Consider the following 12,304-nt stretch of genomic DNA (forward strand, 5'->3'; position numbering starts at 1 on the left):
CGCCGGGCAGCTCAAGTCCAACCCCTTGGACCTCAGGCTTCGGCCTTGCCCTGCCGCCAGTAACCCATGAAGGCCACCTGCTTGCGGTCGATGCCGACGTCCCGCACCAGGTAACGGCGCAGCTCACGGATCACCGCGGCCTCGCCGGCAATCCAGGCGTAGAACGGCCGCGTGGATTCCACCGTGGTTTCCCACAGGATGACGTTGTCGATGTCCACGTCCTCTGGCTCGTAGCCCTCGCCCTGCCGCAGGCCGGCACCGGGAACAAGGACGGCATTCCGCACCGCCGCATCGAGCAGCTCGCCGTGCGGACGGCCGCCGCGCGCCAGCCACTGCACTTCCATGTCGGCCACGGTCACCAGCTCCTGGAAGTCCGCGGCGTCAGGCACTTCGAGGATAGCGTTGCCGGTCATGTCCGCCGGCAGGGCGGCCAGGATGGCGGCGATCGCCGGGACAGCGGTCTCATCGCCGGCCAGCAGCACATGCGACGCCAGGCCGGGACGCCACTCGATGCCCCCGTAGTTCTTGGCCGTGGTGCAGTTGACGGCGCCGGCGTTGGGCCCGATGATCGTGACCCGGTCTCCGGCCACCGCACGGTCCGCCCACATCGAGGCGGGCCCGCCCTTGCCGTCGTCGTCGAAATGCATCACAAAGTCGACGTCGAGCTCCGGAGTCTTCCCGTAGCGGAAGTCGCGGACCGTGTAGGTGCGCATGGAGCCGCGCGTGCGCTCGTCGAGCGACAGCCAGTGCTGGTACCAGCCTCCGGTCAGCGCGGTGGCGCCCGGGCCGGATTCCGGCGCGCGGGGGTCACCGAAAGGCGGCAGCGGGATTTCGCGACCGTCCGTATCCAGGGCGGGAACCACCACCTTGATGCGCAGGTCCAGCGTGGGGCCGTCGACGCCGAAAAGCCTGAGCCCTTCTCCGGCGAAGGTGATCCGGCGGAAGTTCGGCGACAATTCCCGCACGGCTGCGACGGCGACGTCGAAAGCCAGGACGGGGGTGACTGCTGTTTCGGTGGCGAGTGCCGTCATCGTGATTCTCCGTTCGAAGGGGCGTGCTTGGCGGCGGTCATGCTGCGGACGGCATGCTGCCGCCGTTGCTGTGGTGGCGTCCTACCGGGACGACCATCGGCGTGCCGGACACCGGATCCGGAATGACGCGGGATTCGAGCCCGAAAACGTCGGACACCAGCTGCTCGGTCACGACGTCCGACGGCGGGCCCTCGGCCACCACCTCGCCGGCCTTCATGGCGATCAGATGGTCCGCGTAGCGCGCGGCCAGGTTCAGGTCGTGCAGCACAATGGCCACGGTGGTGCCCTTGCGCCGGTTCAGGTCCGTGACCAGGTCCAGCACTTCGATCTGGTGCGTGACATCCAGGAAGGTGGTGGGCTCGTCCAGCAGCAGGATGTCCGTTTCCTGGGCCAGGGCCATGGCGATCCAGACCCGCTGGCGCTGGCCGCCGGAGAGCTCGTCCACGTCCCGCCCGGCCAGCTCTTCCGTGTCCGTTGCCGCCATGGCCGCATTCACGGCGTCGTCGTCCTTGGCGGCCCACTGGCGGAACCAGCCCTGGTGCGGGTAGCGGCCGCGGCCCACCAGCTCGGCGACGCTGATCCCGTCCGGCGCCGTGGGCGTCTGCGGGAGCAGGCCGAGGACCCGGGCCACCTCGCGGGTGGAACGGGCGTGGATGTCCTTGCCGTCCAGCATCACCGTACCGGCGGTGGGCTTGAGCAGCCGGGCGAGCCCGCGCAGCAGGGTGGACTTCCCGCAGGCGTTGGCGCCCACAATGATGGACACCTGCCCCGCCGGCAGTTCCACGGTAAGATCCTGCACCACGGTGCGCTGGTCATAGCCCAGCGTGAGGTTCCGGGACTGGAGAGTGCGCATTTAGCCTCCTCGGCCGACGCGGTTGGTAGTGACCAGCAGCCAGAGCAGGAACGGCGCGCCGAGAGCACCGGTCACCACTCCAACCGGCAACGCCGTGCCGTTGGTCAGGAACATGGGAATCAGGTTGGCTGCGGCGAAATCCGCGGCGAGCACGATCACCGCGCCGACACCGGCCGCGGCCACCAGCGAACCGGCCCCGCCCAGCAGCCGGCGGGCAATCGGCCCGGCCAGGAACGCCACGAAAGCCACCGGTCCGGCTGCCGCAGTAGCGACGGCGGCCAGCAGCACTGCCGTGACCACCAGTCCCAGCCGGGCAGGGCCTACGCGAACGCCCAGGCCAGCGGCGGCGTCGTCGCCCAGTTCCAGACCGCGGAGGCTGCGCGAGAGCATCGCCACGGCCGGAAGCAGCAGCACCAGGCTGGCGGCGAGCACGGCCACGCGGTCCCAGTTGCTGGAGTTCAGCGAGCCGTTGAGCCAGACCAGCGCGCCCTGCGCCGTGCGGATATCCGTGCGCGTCATCAGGTAGCCGACCACCGCCTGCATGATCGCGGCGAACCCGATGCCGATCAGGATCAGCCGCGCGCTGGCTCCGCCGGAGACCCCGGAGCGGTGCGACACCAGGTAGATCAGCAAGGCGATCGCCAGCGCGCCGATCATCGCAGCGGCCGAGACGGCCACGCCGGTCAGCCCGAAAACCACCATGGCGGCCACGGCCGAAGCACTGGCGCCGTAGCTGATTCCGATGATGTCGGGACTGGCCAGCGGGTTGCGCAGCATAGTCTGGAAGATCGTGCCGGCCAAGCCGAACGCCACGCCGATCAACGTTCCGGTGACCGCCCGCGGCAGCTTGTTCTCCATCACGATGAAGCTCGCGCCCGGAATGTCCGCGCCGCCGAGCAGCCGGAAAAAGTCGGGAATCGTCACGGTGTAGCTGCCGAGCAGGACATTGACAAAGAAGAGAATAACGACGGCGGCGCCCAATGCCGCAACCACAACGCGGCGTCGGCGCTGGCGGGCGGAGTGGTGCTGGCGGCCGGCAGGGCGCTTTCCTATGGAACCGGTGCCGCTCCCACCTGCGCCAGCGGTGCCGCCCTCCCCTGCGCCAGATCGTCCCTGGCGGTCCGGCGTGCCTTGCGCGAGGGACGATGTCGTAGCTAAGGAACGATCTCGCGTCCCCGCCTTCACAGCATCGGCCGCATCCGCACCTTGCAGAACCTTGCTCACAGTCCGGCCGCCTTCCGACGGCGGACCAGCCAGATGAAGACGGGCGCACCGATGATGGCGGTCATGATGCCGGCCTGGACCTCGCCGGGCAGCGCGATCAGCCGGCCCACGATATCCGCTCCCAGCAGCAGCACCGGCGCCAGCACCAGCGAGAACGGCAGGATCCAGCGGTAGTCCGGTCCCGTGAATGCGCGGACCATATGCGGAATGACCAGCCCCACAAAGGCAATCGGCCCGGCCAGCGCCGTCGCCGCACCGCATAGGATGACCACTCCAAGGGCGGTGATGGCGCGGGAGAGGCCTACCTTCTGCCCAAGCCCGCGCGCCACATCGTCGCCCAGCGAGAGGTTGTTCAGGATCCGGCCGGTGAGCAGCGTGATCAGCAGGCCCACGGCAACAAACGGAATGACCGGCAGGATAACGTCCCAGCCGCGCCCGCTGACGTTGCCGACCTGCCAGAACCGGAAGGCATCCAGCGTGTCCTGGCTGCTGACCAGAATGGCGTTCATGAGCGAGCTGAGCCCGGCAGTGAGTGCTGCGCCGGCGAGCGCCAGTTTGATCGGCGTCGCGCCTTCGCGGCCCAGGCTGGCAATGCCATAAACAACGACGGCGGCAACCGCCGCGCCGACGAAGGCGAACCAGATGTAGCCGGTCAGGCTGCTGATGCCGAAGACGTAGATGCCGGTAACCACGGCCAGCGCCGCGCCGGCGTTCACCCCGAGGATGCCCGGGTCCGCCAGCGGGTTCCGGGCCACGCCCTGCATCGCGGCGCCGGCAACGCCCAGGGCCGCGCCGACCAGAAGGGCCGTCACGGTCCGCGGAATGCGCGAATGAACTACCGCATGGTCGCCGTTGGCCGGATCGAAATCGGTCAGGGCCGCGATGAGCGTTTCGAAGCTGATGGGCCGGGCCCCGAAGGCAAGCGAGGCGAAACAGACCACGGCCAGGATCGCCAGGACCACGGGGATGCCCGCGAGCGCGCGGCGGTTTCCGGACTTCGCCGGATGCCGGAGTGCTGCGGCGAGGTGTTCGGAACCAGCGGAAGCGCCCTCGGACACGGGGCCGCGGGGGCGCTGATCGATGCGGGTTGGCACGGACACCTCTGCTCCCACAGTCCACCTCCTGACCTACCGAAAAAGACTTAAGTAAGGCTAGCCTACTGTGGCGCAGATTAAGAAACGATTTACTGCCCTAATTGCCGGCCGCAGCCGGCTGACACCAAGCTCGGACATACTTCGAAGTATGTCGGGCATACTCGAAGCATGTCCGCACCGATCGTCCTGCTGCACGGTTGGGCCTGCCCCGCCAGCTACTGGAATCCGCTCGCCGGCTACCTCCGCGAGGCCGGGCACGAGGTACAGAACCTGGACTTACCGGGCTACCGCGGACCGCTGGAGCCGGATTTTGAGTGGACGGTGGAAAACGTCGCCGCCGACTTCGCGCTCAAATTCGCTGCCGCCGGACCGGTGCACTGGGTGGGCCACTCGCTCGGCGGCAGCATCGCGGCCACCATCGCCGCCCGTTTTCCGCGCACGACGGCGTCAATCACCTTGGCGGGGATGGTCCCGGTCAAGCCTTCGCAGGCAACCGTGGAGCGCCTCACCCGCCTGTTTGGCGGACCGGAGCAGCCCGGCGAGGAAGCCGCCGAAGAAATGATCGAGGCCTGGTTCCGCGGCGGAAACGCGCCGCAAGGTGCGGACCGCGAAAGGTTCCTGGCCCCCTTCAGGCTGCCGGCCGCCGTCGTACGTTCGAGCATGCTGGCAGGCCTGACCGGCGCGGCAGAGGATGTGCCGGATAAAGTTACGGCCCCGACCCTGGTGGTCACCGGAGTCCGGGATGCCACGCGCCCGCCGGACATCGTGCAGGATTTCCTTGCCGCCCACCCCACGTGGCGGCATGCGCTCATACCCGACGCCGGCCACCTGGTGCATTGGGAGCAGCCGGAGGCCTGCGCCGTGGCCGTCCTGGACCTGCTGGCTGCCGCAGAGGACTAAAGCGACGGCCCTGCCCACAGCCGCGTACCAGGCAGTAACAAAAACGCCTACCCGGGAGTAACATTGAAGGACAGCTAAAGGGTCTCCGGCCTGCGGCAGACCCTGGTCAAAGGGGACTGCCATGAGTACCGGAACTGAACAACACCTACCCACCAGCCAAAGCGCCGGCGTCACGGAGCGCGATGCACGCGCTGTGGCCGAGGCCGCCCGCGAGGCGGAATGGACGCGGCCGAGCTTTGCCAAGAGCCTCTACTTGGGCCGCTTCGAGATGGACCTCATCCACCCGCACCCGGTGCCCGCGCCCGAGGATGCGGCAGCCGGGGATGCCTTCCTGGCACAGCTGGAAATGTACGCGCGGACCATGGATGGCGCCCGGATCGAACGCGACGCGAAGATCCCGGACGAGTATCTGGCGGAGCTGGCGGAACTCGGCGCCTTCGGCATGAAAATCCCGGTGGAGTACGGCGGTCTGGGCCTGTCCCTGACTTACTACGGCCGCGCGCTGATGCTGCTGGGATCCGTGCATCCGAGTCTCGGCGCCCTGTTCTCGGCGCACCTGTCCATCGGCGTGCCGGAGCCCGTCAAGGTCTTCGGCAGCGAGGACCAGAAACAGCGTTTCCTGCCCCGGTGCGCTGCCGGTGCGGTCTCGGCGTTCCTGCTCACCGAGCCCGATGTCGGGTCGGATCCGGCCCGGCTCGGCACCACGGCAACCCCCACCGACGACGGCGAATCGTACGTCATCAACGGCAGCAAGCTCTGGACCACCAACGGGGTCATCGCCGAGCTCGTTGTGGTCATGGCCAAGGTTCCGGCGCACGACGGCGGACCGGGCGGCATTTCCGCCTTCGTCGTCGAGGCGGACGCGGCCGGCATCACGGTGGAAAACCGCAACGCCTTCATGGGGTTGCGGGGTATCGAAAACGGGCTGACCCGCTTCGACAATGTCAAGGTGCCGGCGGCCAACAGACTGGGCGGCGAAGGCAAGGGCCTGAAGATCGCGCTGACCACGCTGAACACCGGGCGGCTGGCCATGCCGGCCCTCTGCGCGGCGTCCGGGAAGTGGTCGCTGAAGATCGCCCGCGAGTGGTCCAACGCGAGGGTCCAGTGGGGCCGCCCGGTGGGCCGCCACGAGGCCGTGGGAAAGAAGATAGCCTTCATCGCCGCCACCGCGTTTGCCCTGGAGTCGGTCTTTGAACTGTCGGCGGCGCTGGCAGACGCCGGCATGAAGGACGTACGGATCGAGGCGGCGCTGGCCAAGCTCTGGTCCAGCGAAATGGCCTACAAGGTTGCAGACGAGCTGGTACAGATCCGCGGCGGACGCGGCTTCGAGACCGCTGCCTCCCTGGCCGCCCGCGGCGAGCGGGCCGTACCGGCCGAGCAGCAACTGCGGGACATGCGGATCAACCGCATCTTCGAGGGGTCCACCGAAATCATGCACCTGCTCATTGCCCGCGAGGCCGTGGACGCCCATCTCGCCGCTGCCGGTGACCTTGCCTCCGCGGACGCGGATCTGGCAGCCAAGGCCCGGGCTGCCATCGGAGCCAGTGGCTTCTACGCCCGCTGGCTGCCGCAACTGCTGGCCGGCCAGGGAATGAACCCCACTTCGTACGGCGGGTTCGGCCGGCTGGCCGGGCACTTGCGGTTCGTCGAGCGGTCCTCGCGGAAGCTCGCCCGCCACACCTTCGCCGGCATGGGCCGCTGGCAGGCCAAGCTGGAACACCGGCAAGTCTTCCTGGGCCGGATCGTGGATATCGGCGCGGAGCTCTTTGCCATGGCGGCCGTCTGCAGCAGGGCGGAACTGCTGCGCAGCCAGGACCCTGCCGAGGGAAAGAGCGCCTACGAGCTGGCGGATGCCTTCTGCCTGCAGTCCCGCGAGCGCGTCCGGCAGCTGTTCACCGAGCTATGGCGGAACTCGGACGCCGCGGACCGGCGTCTGGCCGGGAAGGTGTTGGACGGCGACTACGTCTGGCTGGAGCGCGGCGTCATTGATCCGTCCGAAGGAACCGGACCGTGGATCTCCGAGCCTTCCGATGGGCCCTCCACAAAGGAAGACCAGCACCGCAAGTACCGGTAGGCACCGGAGGACTTGGTAGGTTGTTCGTGGTGCAGCACCCTGCACTGCCGCACGCCCGAGGAGCCGATTATGGGAACGCATTGGGACCGGCTGGATGATGAGCTGCGTCCGGCCGTTGAAGCCAGCACTCGTCAGTTCGAACGGGTGCGCCCCGAGCTTGAGGCCGTCACGCGCGAGGTGCAGACGACCATCCGGGACATCTTCAAGGAGACGGAGCTGAAGCCGCTGTTCGTCACGGCACGGACCAAGACCGTCGACTCGTTCCGGGAAAAGGCTTCGCGCACGCTGCAACCAGCCGTCGCCGGGGATGCCCCGAGCCTCGAATATCCTGATCCGCTGCGAGATATGCATGACATGGTCGGTGTTCGGGTGATCGTCAGTCTGCCGCATGAGATCCGCGAAGCGGCCAGCCAGATCAAACGTCAGCGCAGCGAATTCGACATCCGCGCAGACCGGGAGAAGGACATCGGCTCGATCGAGTCCGGAACGTACGGCTATTCCAGCAGGCACCTGCTCATCCGCACCATCCAAAATCCTGCAGTGAAGCGCTTCCAGGAGGTGCTTGGCGAACCTGCCAGGCCCAACGGCAGCCATGTGTTCGAGGTCCAGATCCGCACCATCCTGGCCCATGCCTGGTCCGAAATTGAGCACGATATCCGTTTCAAAGCCTCCGACCCGCGGGCATGGAGTCCCTATTTGGACCGGCAGTTCACCGCCACGGCAGCGATGCTCGAGGCAGTGGAATCCACCTTCTCGGAGCTGTATGAGCGCTACGAGACGGTTACCGGCTATTGGGATGAAGAGGGTGAAGGTGCCGCGCCGCTGACACCTCGGCGGATCCGCGAGGTCTGGCAGACACTGCTGCCCCATGTGGACCGCAAGTCCGACGACGATTGGGGCTGGGCGGCCGAACTCCTGGCCGCACACGGGTTGAAGACCACCACTGATCTTGTCGACCTGCTCCAGGCTGCGGTGATTACTTCGGTCCGCGAGGCGCTGGAACACCGTTACTCCCCCGGTCCTGACCGGCTGCTCGACGACGTGCTGCTGTGGCGGTTCGGCAAGCGCCACATTGAACTGACCGCTGGCGACGACAACCACCGGCGGGAGAGCCTGCTGCGGCGGCACCGGCAGATGGAAACATTCCGTTCTACCAGCTAGCCGGCCAGGCACCTTGCCGGGGCCGCTCCGCTATCGGCGTGCCCGCCCTTTCCCTCGCCACGGCCGGGAGGCGATGACCAGCGCCAACGATGTCAGCACGATGCCGGCGATGGTTGCCGCGCCGACGAGGCTTCCGGCCGTGGGCCAGAAGATGTCCAGGACCAGCGAGCCCACCAACTGCCCGCCAATCATGGCCAGGCTGGTCAACAAAACACCGGTATTGGCGACGCTGAGCGTGGCAGCGCCCAGCACCAGCGTTCCCAGCGGCCCGCCCGTATACAGCCACCATTGCGGGGTCAGGAGTCCGGTTTGCCCGCTGATCAAGGCTTGGGTTGTCCAGACTGCCAGCAGTGCCACCGTGCCGGTGCCGAAATTGAACAAGGTGGAGATGACCGGGCTGCCATGCACGGTGGCGATCTGCCCCAGCATGCCCTGCTGCACGCTCTGCATCAGCCCGGCCGCCAGCGGCAGCAGCATGAGCAGTACCAGCAGCCCGGTGCTCAGGGAGTTTCCGAAATGCGGCAACGCCGCCGTCACCGCTGCCGCCAGTGCCAGCACCGCACCTGTAACTCGGACGCCGTTGACCGGAATCTTCTTGCCCGAGCCGAGTCCCAGCCGGTCGACTACCAGGCCCGAGGCCAGCTGCCCGGTGACCACGGCGATCGTGAACAGCGAGAGGCCGATGGGCCCCACAGCGACGGTCTGCGTGAAAACATAGAACGCCCCGATCAGTCCGGCCAGCAGGTACCACGGCGGGTACCGCCGTTGCCGGAACAGGCTGGGCACCCGGCGCAGGCGGACGCGCGCGGACGGCAGAACCGTAGCGAACACCAGCACGGCGATGAATCCGGTGCCGAAGCTGATCAGGGCGGCACCGATCCGGTCCTGCAACTGCACGCCCAGCTCGCTGTTGATCCGTCCCTGCACCGCCAGCCCAACGCCGCCGAACACAGCCAGGAGCAAAGCCAGCGCTGCCGGCACACGAATGTCCGAGTGGGCGGGCCCGGAACCATGAGGCGCCGCGGCCTCGGCTGCAGCACTGCTATCACGGCGTCTGGTCACGCTGTCGATCGTAGCCCCATGCGTCTCTGCCAGAGCCAGCGCGCGGGAAATTCGGGCTGAATTTTCCGGAAGGCGGCTGAGCTACCGGGGGCCTTGACCTTGACGTTGCGTCAACACGGATAGTGAAGGACATGAAAAAGGCAGAAGGGAGGCCGTCGCATGGAATGGTCCATTCAGGAGGTCGCCAGGGCCGCCGGCACCACCAGCAGGACGCTGCGCCACTATCAGGACATCGGCCTGCTGGAACCCAGCCGTATCGGCCACAACGGGTACCGCTATTACGACGACGGCTCCTTGCTGACGCTGCAGCGCATCCTGCTGCTGCGCCAGCTGGGTTTAGGCCTGCCGGAGATTGCCAAGGTAGTGCGCGGCCGTACCGAAACGACCACCGCCCTGCGCGGACACCTGGAAATCCTGGTTCAGGAACGGGACCGGATCGAACGCCAGATCGTGTCGGTCCAGTCAACAATCAACAAGACGGAGAGAGGCGAGCAGCTGATGGCTGACGAAATGTTCGATGGTTTCGACCACACGAAGTACAAAGAGGAGGTCGAAGAACGCTGGGGCGCAGAGGCCTATGCAAAGGGCGATCAGTGGTGGCGCGGCCTGAGTTCGGGCGAACGCACGACCTGGATAGACCGGACGAAGGACCTTATGGCGGCCTGGACCGCCGCCGCGGCATCAGGCATCCCGGCCGACAGCGATGAAGCCCAGGCCTTGGCCCAGCGGCAGCTCGATTGGCTTGCCAGTGCGAATGGCGGCCAGGAAATCTCCTACGGGTACTTCACCGGACTGGGCGAGATGTATGTGGCAGACCCCCGCTTCGGCGCGAACTACGGCGGCGAGACCGGTGCCGGATTCGTTCGGGACGCCATGAAAATCTACGCGGACCGCCACCTGGCCACATAGCCCGGTAGCTCAAGTGCTCAGCTCAGCCGGGTCCGGGTGGTTCTATCCGCTCCCGGCAGGCAGTGACGAAGGCTTCCAGCAAAGCCTCAAGCTGCCCTTCAGGGGTGCCTTCGGCCTCGGGATGCCACTGCACGGCAAGCAGCCAGCCCTCGTCACGGCGCGCCAATTCCACCGCTTCCACTACGCCGTCAGGGGCGGCCGCCACCACACGGAGCCGGTCGCCGAGCCGGCGCACTGCCTGGTGGTGCCCGGACCGGACCATCGTTTCGCCCGGGCCGAGCGCTCCGGCCAGCAAGGTTCCGCGGCCGACCGCCACCGGGTGGGTGGCCATCGGCGGCCGTTCCTGATGGATCTTGTGGAGGGACTCCGGTCCCAGGTCTTCGGTCAGGGAACCGGCGAAGGCCACGTTGACGAGCTGCAGCCCGCGGCAGATCCCGAGGACGGGCCGGCCGTTCTCCACGGCGCCGATGACCAGGTCGATCTCGGCTTCATCCGCCACCGTGTCGACACAATGCACCGTAGGCTCATCGGCATTGCCGCCATACCGCGCAGGATCTACGTCTCCCCCGCCGAGAATGAGCACGCCGTCGTAATCCTTGGCGGTGAACACGTGCCCGGAAGAGGCGTTGATAACGACGGCGTTGGCCCCGGTGGCATCCAGGCCGGCCACGGCGCGGCGGGCCAGATTCGCCAGCACCTCGGAGAACCACGCCGGATGGGAGGCCGCGTCCTGAGCGTAGCTGACCGCAATCCTCGGCCGCAGCTGCGTCTGGGCGGAGGCACCGCCGTCGTTGTTCATGCCGGGTAGAGGGGGTTGTGCCCGGCGCTCACCCGCTCCGCGTCGCGGACCGGTCCCGGGGCCGTGCCGTTGCCGAAGGGGCGGCCGCCGAGGGACTCCCGGCCGTGCTCGCTCAGCCAATTGGCGAGGTCCGGGCCCTGCGGGACGATCCGCGTGGGGTTAATGTCCTCGTGGACGATGTAGTAGTGCTGCTTGATCTGCTCAAAGTCGATCGTGTCGCCGAAACCGGGCGTCTGGAACAGATCGCGGGCATAGCCCCAGAGCGCGGGCATCTCCGTGAGCTTGTTCCGGTTGCACTTGAAGTGGCCGTGGTAGACCGGATCAAAACGCACCAGCGTGGTGAAGAGGCGCACGTCCGCTTCGGTAATGGTCTCCCCCATCAGGTAGCGGCGGGTGGTGAGGCGCTCCTCGAGCCAGTCCATCGCGGTCCAGAGCCGCTGGTAGGCCTTGTTATAAGCCTCCTGCGAACCGGCGAAACCGCAGCGGTAGACGCCGTTGTTGACCTCGGTGAACACCCGCTTGTTTACCTCGGCCATCTCCTCGCGCAGGTGCTCCGGGTAGAGGTCCGGGGCGCCCTCGCGGTGGAACTCCGTCCACTCGGTGGCGAAGTCCAGCGTGATCTGCGGGTAGTTGTTGGTCACCACAGCCCCGGAGGCAATATCGACGACGGCGGGAACCGTAATGCCACGCGGGTAGTCCGGGAAGCGCTTGAAGTAGGCCTGTTGCAGGCGCTCGATGCCCAGGACCGGGTCCTTGCCGCCGTCGTCCAGGTCGAAGGTCCAGCTGCGCGCATCATGGGTGGGGCCGGGCATGCCGATGGAAAGAACGTCCTCGAGCCCCAGCAGACGGCGGACAATGATGGTCCGGTTGGCCCAGGGGCAGGCGCGCGCGGCAACCAGGCGGTAGCGGCCGGGCTCCACCGGCCAGCGGCCCTCGTTGGGGTTGTCCCCGCCGCGGACAATCCGGTCCTCGATGTAATGGGTGTCCCGGGTGAACTCTTCGCCGGTGTGGACGTAGGCACCCTTGGTGCTGTACTCGCTGGCTGGGGCTGAGTTTTCGGTGCGCGCGCTCGTCTGGCTCATGGTTTCAGCCTATCCCGCTACCGGCACGAGCTTCCATGGCGACCGGAATTTGCCGCATCCGGATGGCCGTGTTGTATCCGGGATCCCCCCGAGATCCCGCGCAAATGTGACACTC

Annotated in this window: 11 protein-coding genes; 4 read left to right on the forward strand and 7 right to left on the reverse strand. The window is 67.3% G+C overall.

Going from position 1 to position 12,304, the window contains the following annotated elements:
* Positions 1 to 32 precede the first annotated feature (32 nt).
* From B0G38_RS15175 to B0G38_RS15190, 4 genes are all read right to left on the reverse strand, one after another.
* Positions 33 to 1,031, reverse strand: a complete 999-nt coding sequence (locus B0G38_RS15175) for a siderophore-interacting protein (RefSeq protein ID WP_264670176.1) — start codon at positions 1,029 to 1,031, stop codon at positions 33 to 35.
* A gap of 37 nt (positions 1,032 to 1,068) precedes the next feature.
* Positions 1,069 to 1,884, reverse strand: a complete 816-nt coding sequence (locus B0G38_RS15180) for an ABC transporter ATP-binding protein (RefSeq protein ID WP_264670177.1) — start codon at positions 1,882 to 1,884, stop codon at positions 1,069 to 1,071.
* A complete protein-coding gene (locus B0G38_RS15185; protein ID WP_413542078.1) occupies positions 1,885 to 2,937 on the reverse strand; it encodes a FecCD family ABC transporter permease in 1,053 nt (350 codons plus the stop codon).
* 167 nt (positions 2,938 to 3,104) lie between these two features.
* Complete coding sequence (locus B0G38_RS15190; protein WP_264670178.1) at positions 3,105 to 4,220, reverse strand: FecCD family ABC transporter permease; 1,116 nt, start codon at positions 4,218 to 4,220, stop codon at positions 3,105 to 3,107.
* 150 nt (positions 4,221 to 4,370) lie between these two features.
* On the opposite strand from B0G38_RS15190, the gene B0G38_RS15195 reads away from it, so the two are divergent.
* The 3 genes from B0G38_RS15195 (at position 4,371) to B0G38_RS15205 (ending at position 8,337) form a co-directional block, all read left to right on the forward strand.
* Complete coding sequence (locus B0G38_RS15195; protein WP_264670179.1) at positions 4,371 to 5,102, forward strand: alpha/beta fold hydrolase; 732 nt, start codon at positions 4,371 to 4,373, stop codon at positions 5,100 to 5,102.
* A gap of 121 nt (positions 5,103 to 5,223) precedes the next feature.
* Positions 5,224 to 7,176: an acyl-CoA dehydrogenase family protein gene (locus B0G38_RS15200; protein WP_264670180.1), complete on the forward strand. Its 1,953-nt coding sequence runs from the start codon at positions 5,224 to 5,226 to the stop codon at positions 7,174 to 7,176.
* Between the two features lie 69 nt (positions 7,177 to 7,245).
* Entirely contained in the window at positions 7,246 to 8,337 is a 1,092-nt protein-coding gene (locus B0G38_RS15205; protein ID WP_264670181.1) for a GTP pyrophosphokinase, read from the forward strand.
* A gap of 30 nt (positions 8,338 to 8,367) precedes the next feature.
* On the opposite strand, the gene B0G38_RS15210 is transcribed toward B0G38_RS15205, so the two are convergent.
* Positions 8,368 to 9,399 carry a DMT family transporter gene (locus tag B0G38_RS15210; protein ID WP_264670182.1) on the reverse strand — a complete coding sequence of 344 codons (1,032 nt, stop codon included), beginning with the start codon at positions 9,397 to 9,399 and terminating at the stop codon, positions 8,368 to 8,370.
* Positions 9,400 to 9,558: 159 nt separating this feature from the next.
* Between B0G38_RS15210 and B0G38_RS15215 the strand changes: the two genes are divergently transcribed.
* Positions 9,559 to 10,308 carry a MerR family transcriptional regulator gene (locus B0G38_RS15215; protein WP_264670183.1) on the forward strand — a complete coding sequence of 250 codons (750 nt, stop codon included), beginning with the start codon at positions 9,559 to 9,561 and terminating at the stop codon, positions 10,306 to 10,308.
* Positions 10,309 to 10,330: 22 nt separating this feature from the next.
* Here the strand turns inward: B0G38_RS15215 and B0G38_RS15220 are convergent, their stop codons facing one another.
* Positions 10,331 to 11,107 carry a gamma-glutamyl-gamma-aminobutyrate hydrolase family protein gene (locus B0G38_RS15220; RefSeq protein WP_264670184.1) on the reverse strand — a complete coding sequence of 259 codons (777 nt, stop codon included), beginning with the start codon at positions 11,105 to 11,107 and terminating at the stop codon, positions 10,331 to 10,333.
* Positions 11,104 to 12,189, reverse strand: a complete 1,086-nt coding sequence (locus B0G38_RS15225) for a glutathione S-transferase family protein (protein WP_264670185.1) — start codon at positions 12,187 to 12,189, stop codon at positions 11,104 to 11,106. The genes B0G38_RS15220 and B0G38_RS15225 overlap by 4 nt, the downstream gene beginning before the upstream one ends.
* Positions 12,190 to 12,304 lie beyond the last annotated feature (115 nt).

It is taken from the genome of Crystallibacter permensis (genome assembly GCF_025960875.1).
Lineage (GTDB): Bacteria > Actinomycetota > Actinomycetes > Actinomycetales > Micrococcaceae > Crystallibacter > Crystallibacter permensis.